Annotated in this window: 21 protein-coding genes, 1 pseudogene and 1 riboswitch; of the genes and pseudogenes, 10 read left to right on the top strand and 12 right to left on the bottom strand. The window is 68.0% G+C overall.

The window, feature by feature from the left end:
• Positions 1–62: 62 nt before the first annotated feature.
• Positions 63–470, bottom strand: coding sequence for a hotdog domain-containing protein (locus PKO50_RS33070; protein ID WP_089389882.1), 408 nt, complete (start codon positions 468–470; stop codon positions 63–65).
• A 117-nt stretch (positions 471–587) separates the two neighbouring features.
• Positions 588–1,496, bottom strand: coding sequence for a LysR substrate-binding domain-containing protein (locus tag PKO50_RS33065; RefSeq protein ID WP_109937238.1), 909 nt, complete (start codon positions 1,494–1,496; stop codon positions 588–590).
• A gap of 214 nt (positions 1,497–1,710) precedes the next feature.
• Between PKO50_RS33065 and PKO50_RS33060 the strand changes: the two genes are divergently transcribed.
• The 6 genes from PKO50_RS33060 (at position 1,711) to PKO50_RS33035 (ending at position 10,219) form a co-directional block, all read left to right on the top strand.
• On the top strand, positions 1,711–2,892 hold the full coding sequence (locus tag PKO50_RS33060; RefSeq protein WP_275628359.1) for an acyl-CoA dehydrogenase: 1,182 nt from the start codon (positions 1,711–1,713) through the stop codon (positions 2,890–2,892).
• An 82-nt stretch (positions 2,893–2,974) separates the two neighbouring features.
• Positions 2,975–4,195 (top strand): CaiB/BaiF CoA-transferase family protein, encoded by a 1,221-nt coding sequence (locus PKO50_RS33055; protein WP_275628358.1) that lies wholly within the window; start codon positions 2,975–2,977, stop codon positions 4,193–4,195.
• 149 nt (positions 4,196–4,344) lie between these two features.
• A riboswitch (S-adenosyl-L-homocysteine riboswitch) is annotated at positions 4,345–4,463 on the top strand.
• A gap of 22 nt (positions 4,464–4,485) precedes the next feature.
• A complete protein-coding gene (gene ahcY / locus PKO50_RS33050; protein ID WP_109937235.1) occupies positions 4,486–5,895 on the top strand; it encodes an adenosylhomocysteinase in 1,410 nt (469 codons plus the stop codon).
• 90 nt (positions 5,896–5,985) lie between these two features.
• The gene (gene metF, locus PKO50_RS33045) at positions 5,986–6,834 is read left to right on the top strand and encodes a methylenetetrahydrofolate reductase [NAD(P)H] (protein ID WP_109937234.1); all 849 of its coding nucleotides are present in this window, start codon (positions 5,986–5,988) and stop codon (positions 6,832–6,834) included.
• 69 nt (positions 6,835–6,903) lie between these two features.
• Positions 6,904–7,968, top strand: a complete 1,065-nt coding sequence (locus tag PKO50_RS33040; RefSeq protein WP_275628357.1) for a hypothetical protein — start codon at positions 6,904–6,906, stop codon at positions 7,966–7,968.
• 247 nt (positions 7,969–8,215) lie between these two features.
• A complete protein-coding gene (locus PKO50_RS33035; RefSeq protein WP_275628356.1) occupies positions 8,216–10,219 on the top strand; it encodes a DEAD/DEAH box helicase in 2,004 nt (667 codons plus the stop codon).
• A 499-nt stretch (positions 10,220–10,718) separates the two neighbouring features.
• On the opposite strand, the gene PKO50_RS33030 is transcribed toward PKO50_RS33035, so the two are convergent.
• The 7 genes from PKO50_RS33030 to pip form a co-directional block, all read right to left on the bottom strand.
• Positions 10,719–11,453 (bottom strand): amino acid ABC transporter ATP-binding protein, encoded by a 735-nt coding sequence (locus PKO50_RS33030; RefSeq protein ID WP_109937231.1) that lies wholly within the window; start codon positions 11,451–11,453, stop codon positions 10,719–10,721.
• The gene (locus PKO50_RS33025; RefSeq protein WP_109937230.1) at positions 11,446–12,408 is read right to left on the bottom strand and encodes an amino acid ABC transporter permease; all 963 of its coding nucleotides are present in this window, start codon (positions 12,406–12,408) and stop codon (positions 11,446–11,448) included. The genes PKO50_RS33030 and PKO50_RS33025 overlap by 8 nt, the downstream gene beginning before the upstream one ends.
• 72 nt (positions 12,409–12,480) lie before the next feature.
• Positions 12,481–13,278: a transporter substrate-binding domain-containing protein gene (locus PKO50_RS33020; protein WP_109937229.1), complete on the bottom strand. Its 798-nt coding sequence runs from the start codon at positions 13,276–13,278 to the stop codon at positions 12,481–12,483.
• A gap of 236 nt (positions 13,279–13,514) precedes the next feature.
• Positions 13,515–16,100, bottom strand: a complete 2,586-nt coding sequence (gene mdoH / locus PKO50_RS33015; protein WP_275628355.1) for a glucans biosynthesis glucosyltransferase MdoH — start codon at positions 16,098–16,100, stop codon at positions 13,515–13,517.
• A complete protein-coding gene (locus PKO50_RS33010; RefSeq protein ID WP_275628354.1) occupies positions 16,093–17,667 on the bottom strand; it encodes a glucan biosynthesis protein G in 1,575 nt (524 codons plus the stop codon). Before PKO50_RS33010 ends, mdoH begins: the two co-directional genes overlap by 8 nt.
• A gap of 214 nt (positions 17,668–17,881) precedes the next feature.
• The gene (gene dtd / locus PKO50_RS33005; RefSeq protein WP_275628353.1) at positions 17,882–18,319 is read right to left on the bottom strand and encodes a D-aminoacyl-tRNA deacylase; all 438 of its coding nucleotides are present in this window, start codon (positions 18,317–18,319) and stop codon (positions 17,882–17,884) included.
• Positions 18,316–19,287, bottom strand: a complete 972-nt coding sequence (gene pip / locus PKO50_RS33000; protein ID WP_109937225.1) for a prolyl aminopeptidase — start codon at positions 19,285–19,287, stop codon at positions 18,316–18,318. The genes dtd and pip overlap by 4 nt, the downstream gene beginning before the upstream one ends.
• A 111-nt stretch (positions 19,288–19,398) precedes the next feature.
• On the opposite strand from pip, the gene PKO50_RS32995 reads away from it, so the two are divergent.
• The 4 genes and pseudogenes from PKO50_RS32995 (at position 19,399) to PKO50_RS32980 (ending at position 21,331) form a co-directional block, all read left to right on the top strand.
• On the top strand, positions 19,399–19,833 hold the full coding sequence (locus PKO50_RS32995; protein ID WP_109937224.1) for a hypothetical protein: 435 nt from the start codon (positions 19,399–19,401) through the stop codon (positions 19,831–19,833).
• A pseudogene (locus PKO50_RS32990) lies at positions 19,830–20,302 on the top strand (NUDIX domain-containing protein). The gene PKO50_RS32995 and the pseudogene PKO50_RS32990 overlap by 4 nt, the downstream one beginning before the upstream one ends.
• Positions 20,303–20,346: 44 nt before the next feature.
• A complete protein-coding gene (locus tag PKO50_RS32985; RefSeq protein WP_177412144.1) occupies positions 20,347–20,808 on the top strand; it encodes a M23 family metallopeptidase in 462 nt (153 codons plus the stop codon).
• A gap of 91 nt (positions 20,809–20,899) precedes the next feature.
• On the top strand, positions 20,900–21,331 hold the full coding sequence (locus PKO50_RS32980; protein ID WP_275628352.1) for a hypothetical protein: 432 nt from the start codon (positions 20,900–20,902) through the stop codon (positions 21,329–21,331).
• Between the two features lie 862 nt (positions 21,332–22,193).
• On the opposite strand, the gene hutG is transcribed toward PKO50_RS32980, so the two are convergent.
• The 3 genes from hutG to hutH are packed head-to-tail and all read right to left on the bottom strand — an operon-like array spanning position 22,194 to position 25,727.
• Positions 22,194–22,997, bottom strand: a complete 804-nt coding sequence (gene hutG / locus PKO50_RS32975) for an N-formylglutamate deformylase (RefSeq protein WP_275628351.1) — start codon at positions 22,995–22,997, stop codon at positions 22,194–22,196.
• Positions 22,990–24,198 (bottom strand): imidazolonepropionase, encoded by a 1,209-nt coding sequence (gene hutI / locus PKO50_RS32970; protein ID WP_275628350.1) that lies wholly within the window; start codon positions 24,196–24,198, stop codon positions 22,990–22,992. The genes hutG and hutI overlap by 8 nt, the downstream gene beginning before the upstream one ends.
• Positions 24,195–25,727 carry a histidine ammonia-lyase gene (gene hutH, locus PKO50_RS32965; RefSeq protein ID WP_275628349.1) on the bottom strand — a complete coding sequence of 511 codons (1,533 nt, stop codon included), beginning with the start codon at positions 25,725–25,727 and terminating at the stop codon, positions 24,195–24,197. Before hutH ends, hutI begins: the two co-directional genes overlap by 4 nt.
• Positions 25,728–25,740 lie beyond the last annotated feature (13 nt).

Below are 25,740 nucleotides of genomic sequence, written 5' to 3'. Positions count from 1 at the left end.
GCGGATGCAAAGCCTCCGGCGTCGCTGCGGGCCCGGAGGCAGGCGCCAGGCCGGGGTCCGGTTCAGGCCTCGTCGATGTCGTCGTCCTTGAACTGGTCCTTGATGTAGGTGATCTCGGTCTTGCCGTGGGGCGCCGGCAGGCCGTCCGGGCCCATGTTGACGAAGACCATCTTGTCGATGGTGAGGATGCTCTTGCGGGTGATCTTGTTGCGCACGTGGCAGGTCAGGGTGATCGAGGTGCGGCCGAAGTCGGTGGCGGTGATGCCCATCTCGATGATGTCGCCGGTGCGCGCCGAGCTGACGAAGTTGATCTCGGAGATGAACTTGGTGACCACGCGCTGGTTGCCCAGCTGGACGATGGCGTAGATGGCCGCCTCCTCGTCTATCCACTTCAGCAGGCTGCCGCCGAACAGCGAGCCGTTGGGGTTGAGGTCTTCGGGTTTGACCCATTTGCGGGTGTGGAAATTCATGGTGACTCCTTGCTGGTTGCGCCTCGTGAGCGCGATGCCTTCGTAGGCAAGATGACGGGTCGAGCCCCGCCGGCTGCGCGATTATCGCGCGGATCGCCGCTTCTCGCCCGGCCCGGGTCAGCCCAGGCCGGCCTCTTCGCGGTAGATGCGCGCCTGTTCCACCAGCCAGTCGCGGAAGGCCCGGACGATGGCGGACTCCACCTTGCGCTCGGGGATCATCAGGTAATAGGCGTTTTCGCTCAAATAGGCATGTTGCATCGCCACGATCAGCCGGCCCTCGGCCAGCTCGCGCTGGATCAGCATGGGCGGGATCAGCGCCACGCCCATGCCCAGCATGGCCGCCTGGGCGAGCATGGAGAACAGCTCGTAGCGGGTGCCGCTCATGTCGTGGGCGACGCTCATGCCCAGGGAGCCGAACCACTGGCGCCAGGCGTAGGGCCGGGTGGTCTGCTGCATCAGCGGCAGCGCGGCGATTTCTTCGGCGCCGAGGCTGGCGCGGCCTTCGAGCAGCTCGGGGCTGCACACCGGCACCGGGTTCTCGCGCATGAGGAAGTGCTTCACGGTGCCGGACCAGGCGCCGTCGCCGAAGTACAGCGCGCAGTCGAAGTCGGTGTCGGCGAAGAGGAAGGGCCGGGTGCGGTTGGTCAGGTTGACCGTGACCTCCGGGTACAGGCCCTTGAAGGCCTTCAGCCGCGGCAGCAGCCACTGGGTGGCGAAGGTCGGCACCACGGCCAGCTCGATGCTGCCGCCGCCCTGCTGGCCCATCACCGCCAGGGTGTCGCGCTCCACCGCGTCGAGCCGCGCGGCGATGCGCCGGCTGTAGCCCAGCCCCGCCTCGGTGAGCTTGACGCCGCGCCGCGAACGGCGGAACAGCTCGACGCCGAGGAACGCCTCGAGCCCGGCGATCTGCCGGCAGATGGCGCTCTGCGTCAGCGACAGTTCCTCGGCGGCCTTGGTGAAGCTTTCATGGCGCGCCGCCGACTCGAAGCTGACCAGCGCCGCGGTGGTGGGGATCTTGCGCCGCATCGAATGCCTCTTGGGAATCTCGTGATCCGCGAAGCCTGGGAAACAGGCCATTCAAACATTCGTTTCATGGGGCCCTGGCAATCACGGAGTGAGAAAATAGCACAACAGCGTGCGAATTAGTCGGTTGCCGCACCGGTCGGCGGCTGACTAGGATCGACCGCACTGCGTCCGCCTAAACTGGTTGGACACCCTGTCACTGCCCCGAGGTAACCCGATGGCCACCAAAGCAAGCTTCAACTGGGAAGACCCGCTGCTGCTGGATCAGCAACTCACCGAAGAAGAGCGCATGGTGCGCGACAGCGCCCAGCAGTTCGCCCAGGACAAGCTGGCCCCGCGCGTGCTGGAGGCCTTCCGCCACGAGCAGACCGACCCGGCGATCTTCCGCGAGATGGGCGAGACCGGCCTGCTCGGCGCGACCATCCCCGCCGAGTACGGTGGCAGCGGTCTGAACTACGTGTGCTACGGCCTGATCGCCCGCGAGGTCGAGCGCGTCGACTCCGGCTACCGCTCGATGATGAGCGTGCAGTCGTCCCTGGTCATGGTGCCGATCTACGAGTTCGGCAACGAGGCCACCCGCCAGAAATACCTGCCCAAGCTGGCCAGCGGCGAGTGGATCGGCTGCTTCGGCCTGACCGAGCCGAACCACGGCTCCGACCCGGGCTCGATGATCACCCGCGCCAGGAAGGTCGACGGCGGCTACCGCCTGTCCGGCGCCAAGATGTGGATCACCAACAGCCCGATCGCCGACGTCTTCGTGGTCTGGGCCAAGGATGACGAAGGCCAGATCCGCGGCTTCGTCCTGGAGAAAGGCTGGGAAGGCCTGTCCGCCCCGGCCATCCACGGCAAGGTCGGCCTGCGCGCCTCGATCACCGGCGAGATCGTGATGGACAACGTGTTCGTCCCCGAAGAGAACGCCTTCCCCGAGGTGCGCGGCCTGCGCGGCCCGTTCACCTGCCTGAACTCGGCGCGCTACGGCATCTCCTGGGGCGCCCTGGGCGCCGCCGAGGCCTGCTGGCACACCGCCCGCCAGTACACCCTGGACCGCAAGCAGTTCGGCCGCCCGCTGGCCGCCAACCAGCTGATCCAGAAGAAGCTGGCCGACATGCAGACCGAGATCACCCTCGCCCTGCAGGGCTGCCTGCGCCTGGGCCGGATGAAGGACGAAGGCACCGCCGCGGTGGAAATCACCTCGATCATGAAGCGCAACAGCTGCGGCAAGGCCCTGGACATCGCCCGCATGGCCCGCGACATGCTCGGCGGCAACGGCATCTCCGACGAGTTCGGCGTGGCCCGCCACCTGGTCAACCTGGAAGTGGTGAACACCTACGAGGGTACCCACGACGTCCACGCGCTGATCCTCGGCCGCGCCCAGACCGGAATCCAGGCCTTCTTCTAAGGCAGCTACAAGCCGCAAGCTGCAAGCCATAAGCGAAAGCCGCTTTGCTTGCAGCTTGTGGCTTACCGCTTGAGGCTGACGTATGTCTGCTCTGTCCCATATCCGCGTTCTCGACCTTTCCCGCGTCCTGGCCGGCCCCTGGGCCGGGCAGATACTCGCCGACCTCGGCGCCGAAGTGATCAAGATCGAACGGCCCGGCAGCGGCGACGACACCCGCGCCTGGGGCCCGCCGTTCCTCAAGGACGCCGAGGGCCGCGACACCAGCGAGGCGGCCTACTACCTGTCGGCCAACCGCAACAAGAAATCCCTCACCATCGACTTCACCCAGCCCGAGGGCCAGCGCCTGGTGCGCGAGCTGGCGGCCAAGGCCGACATCGTGCTGGAGAACTTCAAGGTCGGCGGCCTCAAGGCCTATGGCCTGGACTACGCGTCGCTGAAGCAGCTCAACCCCCGGCTGATCTACTGCTCCATCACCGGCTTCGGCCAGACCGGCCCCTACGCCAAGCGCGCCGGCTACGACTTCATGATCCAGGGCCTGGGCGGGCTGATGAGCATCACCGGGCGCTCCGACGCCGAGGAAGGCGCAGGCCCGGTGAAGGTCGGCGTGGCGCTGACCGACATCCTCACCGGCCTGTACTCCTCCACCGCGATCCTCGCCGCCCTCGCCCACCGCGACGTCAGCGGCATCGGCCAGCACATCGACATGGCCCTGCTCGACGTGCAGGTGGCCTGCCTGGCCAACCAGACGCTGAACTACCTGACCACCGGCATCCCGCCGCGCCGGCTGGGCAATGCCCACCCGAACATCGTGCCCTACCAGGACTTCCCCACCGCCGACGGCGACATGATCCTCACCGTCGGCAACGACGGGCAGTTCCGCAAGTTCTGCGAACTGGCCGGGCACCCGGAATGGGCCGACGACGAACGTTTCGCCAGCAACAAGGCCCGCGTCGCCCACCGCGACGTGCTCATCCCGCTGATCCGCCAGGCCACGGTGATGCGCACCACCGCGCAGTGGATCGCCGCGCTGGAGCAGGCCGGCGTGCCCTGCGGGCCGATCAACGACCTGGCCCAGGTGTTCGCCGACCCGCAGGTGATCGCCCGCGGCCTGCGCGTGGACCTGCCGCACCCGCTGGCCGGGACCGTGCCGCAGGTGGCCAGCCCGATCCGCCTGTCGCAGACCCCCGTCGAGTACCGCAACGCCCCGCCGACCCTCGGCCAGCACACCGAGCAGATACTCGAGGACGTGCTCGGCCTGGACGCCGCCGCCATCGGCAAGCTGCGCGAGCAGGGCGTGATCTGAACCCGCGCGCCGCCGCGCCAGGGTATTCACGGCCCCTGGCGCGGCGCGGGCGGGCCCGGCGGACGACGGAAAACCTTTGGCTTGCCGCCCGGCATCGCTATAATCCGCAGGCTTCACCGGCCGGCTCCGCTCCGGCCGTTCCCGCCACCCGTTCCGAGGGGCGCTGCAGCAGGCCGGACCCGCACCGGGTTCAGCCTGTCAGGCTCGGACGGGGCGCGTCCCGGTCGGCGTCCGCCGGCCGTTAACGCATCAACGGCGCCCATTCGCAGACAACGAATGGAGAGTTACGCATGAGCGCTGTCATGACGCCTGCCGGTTTCACCGACTACAAGGTCGCCGACATTTCCCTGGCCGCCTGGGGCCGCCGCGAGCTGATCATCGCCGAGTCCGAGATGCCGGCACTGATGGGCCTGCGCCGCAAGTACGCCGCCAGCCAGCCGCTGAAAGGCGCCAGGATCCTCGGCTGCATCCACATGACCATCCAGACCGGCGTGCTCATCGAGACCCTGGTCGCCCTGGGCGCCGAAGTGCGCTGGTCCTCCTGCAACATCTTCTCCACCCAGGACCAGGCCGCCGCCGCCATCGCCGCCGCCGGCATCCCGGTATTCGCCTGGAAGGGCGAGACCGAGCAGGAATACGAATGGTGCATCGAGCAGACCATCCTCAAGGACGGTCAGCCGTGGGACGCCAACATGGTGCTGGACGACGGCGGTGACCTGACCGAAATCCTGCACAAGAAATACCCGCAGATGCTGGAGAAGATCCACGGCATCACCGAAGAAACCACCACCGGCGTGCACCGCCTGCTCGACATGCTCAAGGCCGGCACCCTGAAAGTCCCGGCGATCAACGTCAACGACTCGGTGACCAAGAGCAAGAACGACAACAAGTACGGCTGCCGCCACAGCCTCAACGACGCCATCAAGCGCGGCACCGACCACCTGCTGTCGGGCAAGCAGGCGCTGGTGATCGGCTACGGCGACGTGGGCAAGGGCTCGGCCCAGTCGCTGCGCCAGGAAGGCATGATCGTCAAGGTCGCGGAAGTCGACCCGATCTGCGCCATGCAGGCCTGCATGGACGGCTTCGAAGTGGTTTCCCCGTACAAGAACGGCGTGAACGACGGCACAGAGGCCAGCGTCGACGCCGCCCTGCTGGGCAAGATCGACCTGATCGTCACCACCACCGGCAACGTCAACGTCTGCGACGCCGGCATGCTCAAGGCCCTGAAGAAGCGCGCCGTGGTCTGCAACATCGGCCACTTCGACAACGAGATCGATACCGCCTTCATGCGCAAGACCTGGGCCTGGGAAGAGGTCAAGCCGCAGGTGCACAAGATCCACCGCACCGGCAAGGACGGCTTCGACCCGCACAACGACGACTACCTGATCCTGCTCGCCGAAGGCCGCCTGGTGAACCTGGGCAACGCCACCGGCCACCCGTCGCGGATCATGGACGGCTCCTTCGCCAACCAGGTGCTGGCGCAGATCCACCTGTTCGAGCGCAAGTTCGCCGACCTGCCGGCCAGCGAAAAGGCCAAGCGCCTGAGCGTCGAGGTGCTGCCGAAGAAACTCGACGAGGAAGTCGCCCTGGAGATGGTCAAGGGCTTCGGCGGCGTGGTCACCCAGCTGACGCCGAAACAGGCCGAGTACATCGGCGTGACCGTCGAAGGTCCGTTCAAGCCGGATACCTATCGCTACTAAGGCCACAGGCGGCAGGCTTCAGGCTGCAGGTCGCAGGCACATCCCGCCTGCAGCCTGCGGCCTGTAGCCTGCAGCCCGAAGGATTCTCCTATGTCTTCTCAAGAACGCCGCTTCAGCTTCGAGTTCTTCCCCGCCAAGACCGAAGCCGGGCATGAAAAACTGCTGGCCACCGCGCGCCAGCTGGCCGGCTACAAGCCGGACTTCTTCTCCTGCACCTACGGCGCCGGTGGCTCCACCCGCGACCGTACCCTGGTCACCGTCCTGCAGCTGGACGGCGAGGTGGGCATCCCCACCGCGCCGCACCTGTCCTGCGTCGGCGACACCAAGGCCGAGCTGCGCGCCCTGCTGGCCCACTACAAGGACGCCGGCATCCAGCGCATCGTCGCCCTGCGCGGCGACCTGCCCTCGGGCATGGGCATGGCCAGCGGCGAGCTGCGCTACGCCAACGAGCTGGTGGAGTTCATCCGCGCCGAGAGCGGCGACCACTTCCACATCGAAGTCGCTGCCTACCCGGAAGTTCATCCGCAGGCTCGCAATTCCGAGCACGATCTGGCCAATTTCGTACGCAAGGTCAAGGCCGGGGCCGACAGTGCAATCACGCAGTATTTCTTCAACGCCGACAGCTATTTCCACTTCGTCGAGCGTGCACAGAAGTTGGGCGTCGACATCCCGATCGTCCCGGGCATCATGCCGATCACCAACTACTCCAAGCTGGCGCGTTTCTCGGATGCCTGTGGCGCCGAGATTCCCCGCTGGATCCGCAAGCAGCTGGAAGCCTATGGCGACGACATCGCCAGCATCCAGTCCTTCGGCGAGCAGGTGATCACCGAAATGTGCGAACGCCTGCTGGACGGCGGCGCCCCTGGTCTGCATTTCTATACGCTGAACCAGGCCGACCCCAGCCTGGCACTGTGGAAAAACCTGAAGCTGCCCCGCTAGCGCAGCGGCGCTCCGCCGCCCGCAGCGGGCGGCGGTTCACCGGCCAGGACGCTAGAGGTTCCACACGGCATGGCACATGCCCCGTCCCTGATCTACCTGGTGTACGGTCGCCAGACCTACCACCAGGAAGCCCTGTTCAGCATCGCCAGCGCCATCGCCCGTGCACGGGCAACGCCGCAGCTGTGCCTGGACATCCAGGTCATCACCGACGATGGCACCCCCTATGCCGGGCTGCCGGTGCGGGTGCGCCGCCTCGACGAGCGCACCCTGGCCAGCTGGTATGGGCCGCACCACTACCACTTCCGCGCCAAGCACGTGGCCCTGCGCCAAGTGCTCGACGAAAAGCCCGCCGCCGTACTGATCGATACCGACACCTTCTTCCACGCATCGCCCGCCCGGCTGTTCGCCCGCGTGCGGCGCGGCGCCCTGCTGTGCAACGCCGTCAGCCACCTGCTGGGCGACTCGCCGGCCCCCGTCTACCGGCAGTTGATCGAGCCCCTGAAGGCCCGCGGGCTGGCCGGCGAACGGACGCCGCTGATCAATTCCGGGGTGATCGGGCTGGCCCGCGAAGACGCCGGCGTACTCGACCGTTCGTTGGAATTGATGGATGACCTCTACCCAATTGCCCGCGCAGCCTATAATCTTGAAGAGTTCGTTCTGGCGATTGCGGCCTACAGACAACTGGAACCTGTCGGTTGTACCGACCTCATCCACCATTACTGGAGCCGCAAGCAGTTGTTCCGGGCGAAAGTCCAGGCCTGGCTGCACAAGCACCGAACGTCCCTTCTCAGCACCCCGGCTCTCGACGACACCCAACTGGTGACCGACCGCCTGCCGCGTCCACCACGGGCCGCGCGCCTGCTGTACAAGCTGAGAACACTGCCGTTGCCGGCCCCGATGCGCCAGTTCAGCCTGGAGCTGTTCTACGGGTGCCATGACTACGACAACGAGTTCGACCGGGCCTGCGGCCCCGTCTGGTGGGAAAAGGCCGCGACCAACGTCATCGAGCGCCATCCCGACCAGCCGGTGGAAGAGCAGCTCGGTGAATGGCTGAACCACAAGGTGTTGCGTCATCTCCTCGGCCCAAGGCTCGAGGCGATACGCCGGCACCTACGCCAGCAGGACCTGCTCTGAACGGCAGGCCAGCGCTGGCAGCGCCTCTCGCCTTCCGGGGCCGGGCGCAAACCCAGGCCGGCGGCCTTCGCCGTCGGCCCCCGGAGGAGCCCGCGAGGGCCCCTGCCAGTAGCTCGGCCCTGGGTGCATACGCAGCGCCCCGCGCCGCCCCTCATCCCCGCCAGGGGACGAGGGCACAGAGGAGTTCGAAGAACTTGGTGACTTCACTTTCGCCGGCCAGCCGCCGGCCCATATAGGAATACCCCGCATGTCCTTTTCCTCCCTCGGTCTCTCCGAGGCGCTGGCCCGCGCAGTAGAGGCGGCGGGCTACAGCCAGCCCACCCCTGTCCAGGAGCGGGCGATTCCCGCCGTATTGCAAGGTCGCGACCTGATGGTCGCGGCCCAGACCGGCACCGGCAAGACCGGTGGCTTCGCCCTTCCGGTGCTCGAGCGCCTGTTCCCCGAAGGCCACCCCGACCGCGAACACCGCCACGGCCCGCGCCAGGCGCGCGTGCTGGTGCTGACGCCGACCCGCGAGCTGGCCGCCCAGGTGCACGACAGCTTCAAGGTGTATGCCCGCGACCTGCCGCTCAAGAGCGCCTGCATCTTCGGCGGCGTCGGCATGAACCCGCAGGTCCAGGCCATGGCCAAGGGCGTCGACGTGCTGGTGGCCTGCCCCGGCCGCCTGCTCGACCTCATCGGCCAGGGCAGCGTCGACCTCTCCCACGTGGAGATCCTGGTCCTCGACGAAGCCGACCGCATGCTCGACATGGGCTTCATCCACGACGTCAAGAAGGTCCTCGCCAAGCTGCCGCCCAAGCGCCAGAACCTGCTGTTCTCGGCGACCTTCTCGAAAGACATCACCGACCTCGCCAACAAGCTGCTGCACAACCCCGAGCGCATCGAGGTCACCCCGCCGAACACCACCGTCGAGCGCATCGAGCAGCGCGTGTTCCGCATCCCCTCGGCGCAGAAGCGCGCCCTGCTGGCCCACCTGGTGACCCTCGGCGCCTGGGAGCAGGTGCTGGTGTTCACCCGCACCAAGCACGGCGCCAACCGCCTCGCCGAATACCTGAGCAAGCACGGCCTACCGGCCGCCGCGATCCACGGCAACAAGAGCCAGAACGCGCGCACCAAGGCCCTGGCCGACTTCAAGGCCAACGACGTGCGCATCCTGGTGGCCACCGACATCGCCGCCCGCGGCCTGGACATCGACCAGTTGCCCCACGTGGTCAACTACGAGCTGCCCAACGTCGAGGAAGACTACGTCCACCGTATCGGCCGCACCGGCCGTGCCGGGCGCAGCGGCGAGGCCATCTCGCTGGTGGCCCCCGAGGAAGAGAAGCTGCTCAAGGCCATCGAGCGCCTGACCAGGCAGCAGATTCCCGCCGGCGACACCCAGGGCTTCGACCCCGAGGCGACGCTGCCGGAAGTGGCCCTGCCCGAACCCAGGGAACAGCCCCAGCGCCAGCCGCGCAAGGACAAGGCCAAGCGCGAGCGCAAGCCCAAGGACAGGGAGCCGCAGCAGGCGCAACCTGCCGCCGAGGCCGCCCAGGCCGAAGACGGCGCCGAGCCGGGCGAGAAGTCCGCTGGCAAGCGCCGCCGCCGTGGCGGCCGCGGCAAGAAGAAGGGCGACGTCCAGGCCCAGGGCGAGCAGCAGGGCCAGCAGGCCCCGCGCGGCGACAGCCAGCCCAAGCCAGCCAGGCAACCCAAGCCGCAGGCCCAGGGCACGGACCGCGACCCCGAGGAGTTCCTCGACGACGACTACGACAACTTCGGCAACCGCGCCGACTACGTCAGTCCCTTCCCGGACAAGGACGTGGTCCGTGGCCAGCGCCGCCGTGGCGGCCAGGGCCAGGGCCAGCAGGCCCCGCAAGGCCAGCGCGCCCGCGGCCAGGGCCAGGGTCAAGGTCAGGGCCAAGGCCAGAAGCAGCAGGGCAAGCAGGGCCAGAAAGGCACCGGCCAGGGTGGCCAGGCCGGCCGCGGCAAGAACGCCAACGGCCAGGCCCGTGGCGGCCAGGGTGGCAACGCCCAGGGCAAGCAGCGCGCCGCCCGCAAGCGCGGCGGCAAGGGCCAACCTTCGCTGATGAGCGATGCACCGCTGCGCGAGCCGAGCGAGTACGGCGCCGCCAAGCCGACCCGCCAGCCGGTGGTGATCAACAAGCGCGACCTGGTCCGCGGCGACCGCTTCCCCACCGCCGAGCAGCTGGAAGAACTGGAACCGCGCCGCGACAAGGGCGAACGCCCGGCTCTGCTGACGCGCAACCGCTGATAGCCAGCCGTTGAAGAAACCGCCCCTTGGGGCGGTTTTTTCTTGTGGGCGGGAAAGGTGGCGCCGGGATGCTTTCGTAGGATGGGTTGAGCTTGAGCGAAACCCATGCGGTCATGGTGATGGGTATCGCTTCGCTCCACCCATCCTACGGAACTTGCCCGTGCGCAGGACCTGTAGGAGCGAGCTTGCTCGCGAATTGGTTCGCGGCAGGCATTCGCGAAGAGCGCCCTCTCCCCAGCCCTCTCCCTGAAGGGAGAGGGAGCCGTCTGGCGTTGCTTAAAAGTCCAGCGTCATCCTGCAAGCCCGCTGTTTCCGGCGAGTACTGAAGAACCACTTCACGCCGAACAGTCCCCTCTCCCTTCAGGGAGAGGGTTAGGGAGAGGGAGCGGCGTTCAACCGACACTCAGTGGCCAAAGGGAAACACGGTTCGCGAGCAAGCTCGCTCCTGCAGGCAATAAAAAAGCCGCCCCAAGGGGCGGCTTCTTCATTCACCAAACGCTCAAAGCACCTGCCGCAAAAAGCTCTGCGCCCGCGGGTCGGCCGGCTGTTCGAAGAACTGCGCGGGCGGCGCGTCCTCCAGCAGCTTGCCGTGGTCGAAGAACAGCACGCGGTCGGCCACTTCGCGGGCGAAGCCCATCTCGTGGGTGACGCAGACCATGGTCATGCCTTCCACCGCCAGGGCCTTCATCACGTCCAGCACCTCGCCGACCATCTCCGGGTCCAGCGCCGAGGTCGGCTCGTCGAACAGCATCACCTTGGGGTCCATGCACAGCGCACGGGCGATGGCCACGCGCTGCTGCTGGCCGCCGGACAGGCGCGAGGGGTACTCGTTGGCCTTCTGGCCGATGCCGACCTTCTCCAGCAGCGCCCGGGCCTTCGCCTCGCGCTCGGCCTTGCCGCGCTTGCGCACCACCTTCTGCGCCAGGCACAGGTTCTCCAGCACCGTCATGTGCGGGAACAGGTTGAAGTGCTGGAACACCATGCCGACCTCGCGGCGGTAGGCGTTGATGTCGGTCTTCGGGTCGGCCAGGTCGAGGCCGTCGATGCTCACCGAGCCGGAGTCGAACTCCTCCAGGCCGTTGAGGCAGCGCAGGAAGGTGGACTTGCCCGAGCCCGAGGGCCCGATCACCACCACCACCTCGCCCTTGTCCACGCGGGTGGTCACGTCGTCCACCGCGCGCACCACGTGGCCGCGGGTGTCGAACACCTTGGTCAGGTTGCGGACTTCAATCACTTTGCCCGAGCCTCCGTTCCAGCCGCCCGGCCAGGTGCGACAGCGGCAGGTTGATGACGAGGTAGAGCGCGGCCACGCAGAACCAGATCTCGAAGGTGGAGAACGAGGTGGTGATGGCCTCGCGGCCGCTCTTGGTCAGTTCGGTGATGGCGATCACCGAGACCAGCGAGGTGTCCTTGACCAGGCTGATGAACTGCCCGGCCAGCGGTGGCAGCACGCGCTTGAAGGCCTGCGGCAGGATCACGTGGCGCATCGACTGCGCCGCGTTCAGGCCCAGGGAACGCGCCGCCTCGTTCTGCCCGCGGGCGATGGACTGCACGCCGGCGCGGACGATCTCGGCCACGTAGGCGCCGGTGAACAGCGCCAGCGCCGCCACCCCGGCGAACTCGCGGGACAGGTTGAGCACGGTGCCGATGAAGAAGTAGAAGATGAAGATCTGCACCAGCAGCGGCGTCCCGCGCACCAGCTCGACATAGAGCGTCGACAGGTCGTGCAGCGTGGGGTTCTTCGACAGCCGGCAGAGGCCGGTGAACAGGCCGATGGCAAGGCCGATCGCGCCGGACACGAAGGAGATCCACAGCGTGGTCCACAGGCCCCAGGCCAGCGGGCCGGCGGCCCAGTGGCGCTGCACGCCGACCACGTCGCCTTCGTCGACGTCGTCGTTCTCGGAGAACTGCAGGCTGTCGCCGGCCACGTTCAGCACCTGCTGCCGGCCGTCGTCGCCGACCAGGGTGACGCGGGCCTCGCGGCCGGAGTCCTCGATCTTCTCCACCCGCGACACGCTCTCGGCGCGCTGCGGCTCCTCCGCCTGGTAGGCGAAGTACTGGGGAACGCGGTTCCAGCGCCACTCGTAGGAGATCAGCGAGGTGGAATACCAGATGGCCAGGCCGATCAGCAGGAGGATCAGCGCGGTCAGCCCATGCCAGGGCCAGGTGGGGCGTTTGTTTCTAGTCACGTATCTGTACCGTGAAAATGCGAACGCGCAGGCCGGGGCCTGCGCGTCGGGTCGAACAGCTTGGGACGCGGATTATTCCATGTCCTTCAGCCAGTCGGTGCTCTTGAACCACTTGTCGTGCAGGCGATCGTAGGTTCCGTCCTCGTGGATCTGCTTGAGGAAGTTGTTGATGAAGTTGATCGAGTCGTAGTCGCCCTTCTTCAGGCCGAAGGCCAGCGGCTCGTAGGTGAACGGCTGGTCGAGGAACACCAGCTTGCCGGCGCCGAACTTGCCGACCGCCACCACGTTGTAGGGCGAGTCGTAGATGAAGGCGTCGGCCTTGCCGTTGACCACGTCCATGACCGCTTCGGGCTCGTTGTCGAAGCCGTGGTACTGGGCCTTGGCCAACTGCTTCTTGGCGACGAACTCGCCGGTGGTGCCGACCTTGGAGGTGATGCGGTACTTCGGATCGTTCAGGTCCTTGTAGGACTTGATGGTGCCTTCCAGTTCCTTGCGGATCAGCAGGGTCTGGCCGACCACCGCGAAGGGCTCGGTGAAGTTGATGCGCAGGTTGCGCTCCTGGGTCAGGGTCAGGCCCGAGCCGATCATGTCGAACTTGTCGGTCAGCAGCGCCGGGATGATGCCGTCCAGGCCGGTGGAGACCAGCTCCAGCTTGACGCCCATGGACTTGGCCATGGCCTTGAGCAGGTCGACCTCGAAGCCGACGATCTGGCCGCGCTTGTTGGTCATCTCGAACGGCATGTAGGTCGGGTCCATGCCTACCCGCAGGCTGCCGCGCTTGACCGCCTCGTCGATGGCGCCGGCCTGTGCCGCGGTCACGCCGACCAGGGCGCAGACGCCCGCCAGCAGCGATGCCAGATACTTTTTCATTCCCCACACTCCCAGACAGTCGAAATTGAATCGTGCGCACTCCGGCACGGCATCCAGTGGCGGTCTTTCTGCCGCGCAAAGCCTCGCCGGGCGCTGAAGGGTGCGAATCCTACCCTCTGTCGCCGTCCGTCGGGAGACTTTCTGGATCGATGGCGCAGGTTAACAGCAGTCCGGTGCCGGGAAAACCGTCGCGACGACCTGCCACTCCCCGCCGGGCGGCGGGGAGTGGCACGCCCTCAGGACTGCGCGGCCGGCATGCCCACGCCGGCGCCGGCCGGCGGCGCCAGGGGCAGCGCCGGGCTGTGCGCGTCGGCCTGCACCGACTTGCGCCAGGGCTCCAGCCAGTTCTCGTGGCCGCCTTCCCACACCTGCAGGTGCAGGCGCGACAGCGCCACCGGGTCGCTCAGCAGGGCCAGGCGGGCCTCGCCGGCGACGGCCTGCGGGCCGCCTTCCAGGGCCTGCTGCACACGCCGCTGGCGCGCCGCCTCGATGGCCTCGGAGCGGGCGTGGCGGGCGGTGCCCATGGCGCAGGCCAGGGCGTTGAGCAGCGGGTCGGAAACGCTGCGGACGAAGCCGTCCTTCAGCGCCTGCCAGCGGTTCTGGTAGGTGTACTCGTCGGTGGAACGCAGCTCGCGCGGGGTGTCGTATTCCTCGGGGATGAGGAACAGCTTCTCGTCGCGCGAGGCCAGGCCCAGGTTGACGCGGCTGGTGATCACCGACACCGGGATGGACAGCATCAGCGAACCGACGATGGGCGACAGCCACCACAGGAAGCGCGGGTTCAGCCACACCACCAGCAGCGCCCAGGCCAGGCCCAGCAGGGTCTGCATGCCATGGCGGCGCAGCGCCTCGCTCCACGGCGTGGCGTCATCGTCACGCTGCGGCGACTTCCACTGGGCTTCCCAGCCGAGGAAGGCGGCCAGCACGAAGCGGGTGTGGAAGAGCATGCGCACCGGCGCCAGCAGCACCGAGAAGAGCATTTCCAGGAGCATGCTCAGGGTGACCTTGACCACGCCGCCGTAGGCCCTGGCGCCCTTGGCCCAGATCAGCATGACGCTGAGCAGCTTGGGCAGGAACAGCAGTGTCAGGGTGGTGGAGAACAGCGCGATGGCCTTCTCCGGGTGCCACTGCGGCCAGATCGGGAACAGCTGGCGCGGCTCCAGGAAGTACTGCGGCTCCATCAGCTGGTGCACCGCCAGCAGCGCGGTGGACAGCACCAGGAAGAAGAACCACAGCGGCGCCGACAGGTAGGACATCACCCCGGTGAGGAACACCGCGCGGTGCACCGGGTGCATGCCCTTGACCAGGAACAGGCGGAAGTTCATCAGGTTGCCGTGGCACCAGCGGCGGTCGCGCTTGAGCTCGTCCAGCAGGTTCGGCGGCAGTTCCTCGTAGCTGCCCTCCAGGTCGTAGGCGATCCACACGCCCCAGCCGGCGCGGCGCATCAGCGCGGCCTCGACGAAGTCGTGGGAGAGGATGGCCCCGGAGAACGAGCCCTTGCCCGGCAGCGGCGCCAGGGCGCAGTGCTCGATGAAGGGCTTCATGCGGATGATCGCGTTGTGCCCCCAGTAGTGCGACTCGCCCAGCTGCCAGAAGTGCAGGCCGGCGGTGAACAGCGGGCCGTAGACGCGGGTGGCGAACTGCTGCATGCGCGCATAGAGGGTATCCATGCCCGAGGCCTTGGGCGCGGTCTGGATGATCCCCGCCTCCGGGTTGGCTTCCATCAGCCGCACCAGCTTGGCCAGGCAGTCGCCGCTCATCACGCTGTCGGCGTCCATCACCACCATGTACCTGTACTGGCTGCCCCAGCGCCGGCAGAAGTCGTCGATGTTGCCGCTCTTGCGCTTCACCCGGCGCCGGCGCCGGCGGTAGAACAGCTTGCCGAAGCCCTTGGTCTCCTGGCACAGCTCGATCCAGGCCTGCTCCTCGGCCACGGCGATGTCGGCCTGGTAGGTGTCGCTGAGGACGAAGAAGTCGAAGTGGTCCAGCTCGCCGCTGGCCGCCACCGACTCGAAGGTGGCGCGCAGGCCGGCGAACACCCGCGGCACGTCCTCGTTGCAGATCGGCATGACGATGGCGGTCCGCGCATCGGGCGCGATCGGCTCGTTGCCGGCGCTGCTGCCGGAGATGCGGTAGCGGTCGCGGCCGCTGAGCAGTTCCCAGAAGCCCATCAGCGCGGTCCAGAAACCGGCCGAGACCCAGCAGAAGAGGATGGCGAAGAGCAGCAGCACGCCGAACTGGATCAGGTACGGCAGCACCTGCTGGAGGGTCTGCAGCCAGGTCTGGCGGTTGATCTCCTCGAGGTCGATCAGCGCCCAGCCCTGGTACGGCAGGATGCCCTTCATGTAGTAGGTGGCGATGCTGGTCTGGCCGAGCATCAGCAGCAGCAGGATCATCCGGCGCAGCGAGCCGACCCGCTGCCAGCGCGCCTTGGGCAGGTCGCGCGCGGATTTGGACGGGTTGCTGCGACCGAGCAGGCGACGCCAGCCGCGCACCAGCACGTTGGTCCGCCAGGGTTCGGGCAGCACCTTGGTGCGCTGGATCGGCGGGGCCGCCCTCAGGTAGGCGCGGCCGTTGTCGTCCAGGCCGAGCATGCCGGTTTCCTGCAGCTCCTGGCCGTAGCCGAGCAGCAGGCGCGGGCCGATGGAGCCCAGCGCCACGTCGTCAGTGGCGGCCGGCGCGGTGCCGGCCTCCTCCGCCAGGCGCTGGTGCAGGTCACTGAAGGAAGCGCTGCGCGCCAGGCGCTCGCGCCCTTCCGCGGTCAGCGGAAGGTGCTCGAGGTATTCGCCCAGCGAAGCCTTGTGGGTGGTGGTGTTATTCATCGGCAGGCAGCTGGTAGCTCCAGGTTTCGGACAGGGTCTGTCCATCTTTGACCAGGGCCGCACGCATTTCGGTCGGCTTCTTCGGATCCTTCACCTTGATCCGCAGGGTCAGGCGCCAGCCCTGGGTCACCGGGTTGTAGCGCAGGTTGTTCTCCTTGACCTCGGCATTGTCGTCGGTGCTCACCTGGGTGGTCACCGCGGCGTCGGCCGGCAGGACCTTGAGGTTGGCGCCCTCGAAGTCCACCACCAGGGCGGTGCTGCCGTCGGGCTGGCGGATCAGGTTGGCCTGCTTGACGTCACCCACCGAGCGCAGGGTCTGCTTGACCTGGGCGACCTTCTGCGAATGCAGGGCGTCCTCGTCCATGGTCCAGTGCATGCGGTAGGCGTATTCCAGCGGCTGGCCGGCTTCCGGGCGCTTCTCCGGGTTGAAGAAGGCGACGATGTTGTCGTTGGTCTCGTCCGGGGTGGGGATCTCGACCAGCTCGACGCTGCCCTTGCCCCACTCGCCGCGCGGCTCGATCCACAGGCTCGGGCGCAGGTCGTAGCGGTCGTCCAGGTCTTCGTAGCGGCTGAACTCGCGGCCGCGCTGGAGCAGGCCGAAGCCTTTCGGGTTCTCCACCGCGTAGCTGCTCACCGAGAGGTGTTTCGGGTTGTTCAGCGGGCGCCAGATCCACTCGTCGTTGCCGGCATGGATCTGCAGGCCGGTGGAGTCATGCAGCTCCGGACGGAAGTTGTGCTGCTCCGAGGGCTGGTTGGAGCCGAACAGGAACATGCTGGTCAGCGGCGCGATGCCGAGCTTGGTGACCTTGTCGCGCAGGAACACCTTGGCCTGCACGTCGACCACGGTGTCCTTGCCGGGGCGCAGGACCAGGCGGTAGGCACCGGTGGCCCGCGGCGAATCCAGCAGGGCGTAGATCACCAGGTGCTTGTCCTGGGGCTTGGGCTTCTCGATCCAGAACTCGCGGAAGCGCGGGAACTCCTCGCCGGACGGCAGCGCGGTGTCCAGCGCCAGGCCGCGGGCGGACAGGCCGTAGACGTGGCCCTTGCCGACCACGCGGAAGTAGCTGGCGCCGAGGAAGGTAGCGATCTCGTCGAGCTTGTCGGCCTTGTTGATCGGGTAGAGCACGCGGAACCCGGCGTAGCCGAGGTCCTTGGTGGCATTGGCGTCGAACTGCAGCGAACCGAAGTCGAAACGCGCAGGATCGTACTTGATCTCCTTGACGCTGGTGGCCGTCACCTCGTTGATCTTCACCGGGGTGTCGAAGTGCATGCCCTGGTGATAGAAGCTGAGCTTGAACGGCTCCTTCTCGTCGGCCCAGTAGGCCTTGTCCATGCGGAAGCGAATCTGCTGGTAGTCGGCGAACTTCATTTCGCTGAATACCGACGGCAGGTTGCTGGCCGGCGCGCTGTACTTCTCGCCTGCCAGTTTCTTCGCCTCGCCGGCGACGTCATCGATGTTGAAAGCCCAGGCGTGACTGGCGCCCAGAGCCAGGAAAGCGGAGCCGACCAGCATCAGGTCGCGCAGGAAATTACGGGAAGCGGTGTGTTGAACGGAACGAAAAATCACGAGTCCCCTCGTCCGTGAACTTGAAAAAACCAAGGCCGGCCCTGGCAATGCCAAGGTGCCGGCGATTGAATTCCGACCCCGGTGAGCCCGAATGATTCCCCGCGATCGCGAAGAACCCTTGCCCGGCCTTGCGGCCCGGGCTTCCGGGGAGCCATTGTTCTAGTCGCATGCGAGTTGCCATCATCCTGCGGCCCGATTACGGACTGCCGCCTGTTCACGCCTCCAGAAGAAAGGTCACCGGCCCGTCGTTGACCAGGTGGACCTGCATGTTGGCGCCGAACCGGCCGGTAGCGACCAGCGGATGACGGGCTCGTGCCTGATCCACGAGATGTTCGAACAGCGCGGCGCCCCGGGCCGGCGGCGCCGCGCTGGAAAAACTCGGCCGCAGGCCCTTGCGGGTATCGGCGACCAGGGTGAACTGCGAGACCAGCAGCAGGCCGCCGCCGGTGTCGCCCAGAGAAAGGTTCATCTTACCTTCAATATCGGCGAACACTCGATAGTTAAGCAGTTTGTGCAGCAACCGCTGGGCGCTCGCCTCGTCGTCCTGCGGCTCGACCCCGACCAGTGCCAGCAGGCCCTGGTCGATGGCGCCGACGATTTCCCCGTCGACTTCCACCCGCGCGGCGCTCACGCGCTGGATCAGCGCCTTCATTCGGCCTCCGGGGGCAGGTTCAGCAGGCGCCGGCCGATCTCGTTGGTGGCGCGCACCAGGGCATCGGCGATGCCCGGCTCGCTGGCCGCGTGGCCGGCGTCGCGGACGATCTGCAGCTCGCTGTTCGGCCAGGCCTTGTGCAGCGTCCAGGCGTTGTCCAGCGGGCAGACCACGTCGTAGCGGCCGTGCACGATGACGCCGGGCAGGTGGGCGATGCGGTGCATGTCGCGCAGCAGCTGGTCCGGCTCGAGGAAGGCGGCGTTGACGAAGTAGTGGTTCTCGATGCGGGCGATGGACAGCGCGCGGTGCGGGTCGCTGAAGCGGTCGACCACCGCCGGGTTGGGCCGCAGCGTCGCGGTGCGCCCTTCCCAGGTGGACCAGGCGCGCGCGGCGTGCATCTGGGCGATCTGGTCGCTGCCCACCAGGCGCTTGCGGAAGGCCTGCATGAGGTCGCCGCGCTCGTCCGCCGGGATCGGCGCCAGGTAGTCCTCCCAGTAGTCGGGGAACAACTGGCTGGCGCCCTCCTGGTAGAACCAGCGCAGGTCCTGCGGGCGGCACAGGAAGATGCCGCGCAGGATCAGCGCGTGGACGCGCTCGGGATGCGCCTGGGCATAGGCCAGCGACAGCGTCGAGCCCCAGGAGCCGCCGAACAGCACCCACTTCTCGATGCCCAGGTGCTGGCGGATGCGTTCCATGTCGGCCACCAGGTGCCAGGTGGTGTTCTCGTCCAGGCTGGCGAAGGGCGTGGAACGGCCGCAGCCGCGCTGGTCGAAGGTGACGATGCGGTACAGGTTGGGGTCGAAGAAACGCCTGGACAGGGCGTCGCAACCGGCACCCGGGCCGCCGTGCACGAAAAGCACCGGCAAGCCGTCCGGTATGCCGCTCTCATCCACGTAGAGGACGTGCGGTTCGTCGACGGCCAGTTGGTGCCGGGCGTAAGGCTTGATTTCCGGATACAAAAGCTGCATGGCGCACTCCTGAATCTTTACGTACGGTCCGTCCCTCGACCGGATACCATCCCTTGCGTGTCGGGCATGATACCTGTGCCCGCGCAAAACCGATAAAGGAGTTCACTCGGGATGCCGAGGAAGTTGTATCTTTGCCTGCTGTGCGTCATTTGTCTGCTGGGCGGGTGCAGCGGCGACTCCCCCCAGGGCCAGTTGAACGATGCGGTGCGCCAGTTGCAGCGCAACCTCGACGAGCGCGCCACCAGCGCCGTGCTGGCGCAACTGCACGAGGATTTCCGCGCCCAGGGCGAGTACGACCGCGACTGGGTGCGCCGGACCCTGGCACAGGTATTCGTCCAGCAGCCGCGGGTGCGCTTCATCACCCTGGGCCGCAGCAGCCGCGTCGACCGCAACTACGCCGACGTCGGCCATTCCCGGGCGGAACTGGCGCTGACCGGCGGCGACGGCCTGCTGCCCGAGCGCCGGCGCAACCGCCCCTACAGCGTAAGCCTGGAATGGCGGCACGACGGCGACACCTGGAAGCTGGCGAGGCTCGACTGGCGATGAACCCACTGCAACACCGCATCCGCGCCGCCGGCCTGCTGGTCCGCGAGCAGAGCATCCTGCTGGTGCGCCACGAGGTGGCCGGCGACGTCTACTGGATCCCCCGGGCGGCGGCTTCGAGTCGCAGTGCGACCACTCGACGCGCGACACCGTGAAGCGGGAATGCCGTGAAGAAACCGGGCTGGACGTGGAGGTCGGGCCGCTGGTGTACGTCCGCGAATTCGCCGAGCCGCTGGCCGGGCGCTTCCACATGGAGCTGTTCTACCGCATCGACGCCTGGCGGGGCGAGCTGAGCCTGGACAACCTGCGCGGCCTGGGCGGCGACGAATTCGACATCCGCGAGGTGGCCTGGGTGCCACGTGCCGACCTGGGCGCCCTGCCCTCCTTCTACCCCGCCGAGCTGCTCGACGACGTCTGGGAGCGCCTGGCCGCGCCGGCGCCGCTGATCCGCCACCTGGGCCTGCAGGTGTGAAACGCCGCTGGCTGCTGCCGCTCGCCGCGCTGCTGGCCGTGCCGATGCTGCTGCCGGAGCGGCCGGTCATCCCGGTGCAGGGCGCCAGCCAGCGGGACTGGAACCGCCGCTCCTTCTGGTACGAGCCCTGGGGCATCTCCGGGGTGCACAAGGGCATCGACATCTTCGCCGAGGCCGGCACCCCGGCGCTGTCGCCGGTCCCGGGGCTGGTGCTGTACCGCGGCGAGATCGGCCTGGGCGGCAAGGTGGTACTGATCCTCGGGCCGAAATGGCGCCTGCATTACCTGGCGCACCTGCAGGCCTGGAACGTGGCGCCGCTGCAGCCGGTGGGCCGCGGCCAGGTGGTCGGCGCGGTGGGCAGCTCGGGCAATGCCGCCGGCAAGCCGCCGCACCTGCACTACGCGGTGCTGTCGCTGCTGCCGCGGCCCTGGGCGGCGACCGACGAGACCCAGGGCTGGAAGAAGATGTTCTTCATCGACCCCGGGCGGTTCCTCCAGGCGCCCTGAGCGGCGAACTTTGGAAACACTCCCGGCGTGGCCGCAAGCCAAGCATCTGCGCTACGGTGCCGGGCTCCCCGTCCCTGAAAAGGAGTTCGACATGCTGGCCAGGATCCTCGCCCTGCCCCTGCTGCTGTGCCTCGCCCTGCTCGCCGGCTGCGGCAAGGACGACCCGCAGGCCGCTCTGGAAGCCGCCGTGCAGCAATTGCAGGCGAACATCGAAGCGAAGAAGACCGGCGCCGTGCTCGACCAGTTGGCCGACGACTTCCGCGCCCAGCAGGTCAACGACCGCGACTGGGCCCGGCGCACCATGGCGGTCCTGTTCCTCCGCCACCAGAACATAGGCGTGCTGGCCCCGGCGAAGAACAGCTGGATCGACCCGGCGGTGTCGCGCCGCGGCTACACCGAGGCCAAGGTCGGCCTGACCGGCGCCGAGGGGCTGATCCCCGACAGCGCAAGGCTGTACGACGTGAAGCTGGAATGGTGGCTGGAAGATGGCGAATGGAAGCTGGCGCGGTTGGATTGGGAGTGACGCTCGCGCCGTCCCCTGCGCGCGAATCGCGGACGAAGTCCGCTCCTACAGGTCGCCCTGAGGCACGGCATTCCCACCCGTAGGAGCGGAACTTTTCCGCGATAGCCGGACGTATCGGCGCGATTCGCGGATGAGATCCGCTCCTACGCTACCCCACCCACGCCATTCCCCTGTAGGAGCGCGCCCTGCGCGCGAATCGCGTTTCCCGGCAGCCACGGTGCCTGGGGTTGGCCCCGCCCTTCTCCCCAACCCTCTCCCGCAAGCGGGAGAGGGGGCCGTCCCGAGCGGCTGGAAAATCAGGCGTCATCCTGACCCGTAGGGCGCATAACGCCTACGGCGTTATCCGCCGTTTTCATTGGCCAGCGGCTGGGCACGGTCGTAGGAGCGGAACTTTTCCGCGATAGCCGGACGTATCGGCGCGATTCGCGGATGAGATCCTACGCTACCCCACCCACGCCATTCCGATGTAGGAGCGCGCCCTGCGCGCGAATCGCGTTTCCCGGCAGCCACGGTGCCTGGGGTTGGCCCCGCCCCCTCTCCCCAACCCTCTCCCGCAAGCGGGAGAGGGGGCCGTCCCGAGCGGCTGGAAAATCAGGCGTCATCCTGACCCGTAGGGCGCATAACGCCTACGGCGTTATCCGCCGTTTTCATTGGCCAGCGGCTGGGCACGGTCGTAGGAGCGGACTTTGTCCGCGATAGCCGGAGGTTCCGGCGCGATTCGCGGATGAGATCCGCGCCTACGCTGCCTCACCCACGCCATTCCCCTGTAGGAGCGCGCCCTGCGCGCGAATCGCGGGCAGGGCCCGCTCCTACAGTGCGCAACGGCGGATAATCGCAAACGGTTATTCGCCCTACATCGGCGTCAACGGCCGTAACGCTCGCGGCCCCAGGCCAGGAAGGTTTCCAGCATCCGCCGCAGCACCGCGGCGGTCGGGGCGGCCAGGTCTTCGCAGTAGGCGAAGGGCGCTTGCTCGTCCATGTAGTTGCACTGCGCGAGTTCCAGCTGCACCGCGTGCACGTCCTGCTGCGGCTGGCCGTAGTGGCGGGTGATGTGGCCGCCCTTGAAGCGGCCGTTGAGCACGTGGCTGTAGCCTTCGGCTTCTGCGCACACCGCCTGCAGGCGTTCGGCGAGGTCGGCCGGGCAGCTGTTGCCGGAGTTGGTGCCGATGTTGAAGTCCGGCAGGCGGCCGTCGAACAGGTGCGGGATGTGCGAGCGGATCGAGTGGGCGTCCCACAGCAGGGCATAGCCGAACTCGGCCTTCAGCCGCGCCAGCTCCTCGGCGAGCGTTCGGTGATAGGGCGTCCAGACCTCCGCCAGGTAGCGCGCGCGCTCTTCGGCCGAGGGCGCCTGGCCTTCGTGGAACAGCGGGCGGCCGTCGAACAGGGTGTCCGGGTAGAGGCCGGTGGTGGCCGTGGAGTACAGCGGCTTGTCGTCGGCCGGGCGGTTGAGGTCGATGACGTAGCGCGAGTAGTTGGCGGCCAGGGTGCTGGCGCCCAGCTCGCGGGCGAAGTCGTACAGGCGCGGGATGTGCCAGTCGGTGTCGGCCAACTCCTTCGCCTCGTCCACCAGGCCGTTCTCCACGGCCGGGGTCAGGCGGGTGCCGGGGTGCGGCATGCTCACCAGCAGCGGCACGCGGCCGCGGCTGAAGCTCAGTACGTTATCCACAGGAGACTTCCTCTGCGTGACGGATGATGCGCTTGGGCAGGTCGCCGCCGAGCCAGTAGGCCAGCTCGGCCGGGCGCTGGATGTCCCAGGCGACGAAGTCGGCGAGCTTGCCCGCCTCCAGGCTGCCATGGTCGGCTTCCAGGCCCAGGGCGCGGGCGGCGTGCAGGGTGACGCCGGCCAGGGCTTCCTCGGGGGTGAGACGGAAGGCGGTGCAGCCCATGTTGAGCATCAGGCGCAGCGACAGCGCCGGCGAGGTGCCGGGGTTGAGGTCGCTGGCCAGGGCGATGGCCACGCCGTGCTTGCGCAGGGCCTCCATCGGCGGCAACTGGGTTTCGCGCAGGACGAAGAAGGCCCCCGGCAACAGCACCGCGACGGTGCCGGCCCTGGCCATGGCGATGGCGTCTTCCTCGGTCATGAATTCCAGGTGGTCGGCAGACAGCGCCTGGTAGCGCGCCGCCAGGCTGGAGCCATGCAGCGACGACAGTTGCTCGGCATGCAGCTTCACCGGCAGCCCCAGCGCCTTGGCGGCCTGGAACACCCGCTCGACCTGCGCCGGGGAGAACGCCAGGTGCTCGCAGAAGGCGTCCACCGCGTCCACCAGGCCTTCCTGCGCCAACGCCGGGAGGATTTCCGAGCACACCCGCTCGATGTAGTCGTCCGCGCGGCCGGCGTATTCCGGCGGCAGGGCGTGGGCCGACAGGCAGGTGGCGCGCACCGTCACCGGCAGTACCTCGCCCAGGCGCCGGGCCACGCGCAGCATCTTGCGCTCGCTGGCCAGGTCCAGGCCGTAGCCGGACTTCACCTCCAGCACGGTCACGCCGTCGGCCAGCAATGGCCGCGCGCGCTTGATGGCGCTGGCCAGCAGCTCCTCCTCGCTGGCCTCGCGGGTGGCACGCACGGTGCTGGCGATGCCGCCGCCGGCGGCGGCGATCTCGGCGTAGCTGGCGCCCTGCAGGCGCAGCTCGAACTCGGCGCTGCGGTCGCCGCCGAACACCAGGTGGGTGTGGCAGTCGATCAGCCCCGGGGTCAGCCAGGCGCCGCCCAGGTCATGGCTGCGCTGCACCTCGTGCAGCGGCAGTTCGGCATGGGGGCCGATCCAGTGGATGCGCGCGCCCTCGGTGAGGAGGGCGGCGTCCTCGATGATCGAGTACTTGCCGCCGGCCATGGTGGCGGCATGGCAGTTGTGCCAGAGCTGTTTCATTGCAGTCTCCCGATGCTCGCGCCGACGTTCTGCAGCGCCCGGCGGTCGGCCAGCAGCGCGGCGGCGCGGGCGATGTCCGGGGCCAGCCAGCGGTCGGTGTCGTAGGCCGGTACCTGTTCGCGCAGCAGCTCCCAGGCCCGCGTGGTGCCGGCGCCGAAGCGTTGTTCCTTGAGGAACTCGAAAGCCTGGGCGGCCAGCAGGTACTCGATGGCGAGGATCTGCTGGCAGTTGCCGATGCAGCGGCCGAGCTTGAGCGCGGCGCTGGTGCCCAGGCTCAGGTGGTCTTCCTGCAGGCCCGAGGTGACGTAGTTGTCCACCACCGCCGGCTGCGCCAGCTGGCGGTTCTCGCCGGCCAGGGCAGCGGCGACGTACTGCACGATCATCATCCCCGAGTTGACCCCCGGCTGGCTCACCAGGAATGCCGGCAGGCCGCTGACCAGGGGGTTGATCAGGCGGTCCAGGCGGCGCTCGGCGACGCCGCCCAGCTCGGCCACGGCGATGCACAGCAGGTCGGCGGCCATGGCCACGGATTCGCCGTGGGGGTTGGCCTGGGACACCACCCGGTAGTGCTCGGGCGTGCCCAGCACCAGCGGGTTGTCGTTGGCCGAATTCAGTTCGATCTCCACCTGGCGCGCGGCATGGGCCAGCTGGTCGCGGCAGGCGCCGTGGATCTGCGGCATGGAGCGCATGCTCAGGGCGTCCTGGGTGCGGATGCCGCGGCTGCTGGCGAGCACTTCGCTGCCATCGAGCAGCGCCCGCAGGTTCTCGCCCACCAGCTGCGCGCCGGGGTGCGGCTTGAGCGCGAGGATTTCCGCGTCGAAGGCGTCGGTCTGCCCGCGCAGGGCTTCGAAGCTCATGGCGCCGATGACGTCGGCCCAGTGCGCCAGGCGCGTGGCGTCTTCCAGGGCCAGGCAGCACAGGCCGGTCATGCAGGGCGTGCCGTTGACCAGGCTGAGCCCGTCCTTGGCGCCCAGCTCCACCGGCGCCAGGCCTTCGGCGTCCAGCGCTTCGGCGGCGCTGACGATGCGCCCCTGGTAGCTCACCTCGCCGACGCCCAGCAGGGCCACCCCGACGTGGGCCATGTGCGTCAGGTAGCCCACCGAGCCCTGGGCCGGCACGCGCGGGGTGATACCACGGTTGAGCAGTTCCAGCAGCGCCTGCACCACGCGGCGGTGCAGGCCGGACTTGCCGAGGCTGTAGTTGGCGATGGCGACGCAGATGATCGCCCGGGTCTGCTCGTCCTTCAGCGCCTCGCCGACGCCGCAGGCGTGGCTGAGCAGGGTGTTGCGCGACAGCTGGGCCAGTTGCTCGCCTTCGAGCACCACGTTGCACAGGGCGCCGAGGCCGGTGCTGATGCCGTAGGCGCGTTCGCCGCGCTCGACGATGCGCTCGACGATGGCGCGGGCGTTGTCGATGCGCGCCCAGGCCGCCGCCGACAGCTCCAGGCGGGCGCCGTGGCGGGCCACGGCGACCACGTCCTGCCAGTGCAGGGACGCGTCGCCGAAGGTGATGATGGAAGCGGAGGACATCGGAACTCCCGGA

The sequence above is a fragment of the Pseudomonas sp. 273 genome (assembly GCF_029201425.1).
In the GTDB taxonomy this organism is placed as follows: Bacteria; Pseudomonadota; Gammaproteobacteria; order Pseudomonadales; family Pseudomonadaceae; genus Pseudomonas; species Pseudomonas delhiensis.
Note: the sequence above shows the minus strand (reverse complement) of the source record. Positions and strands in the feature narration are given on the sequence as shown.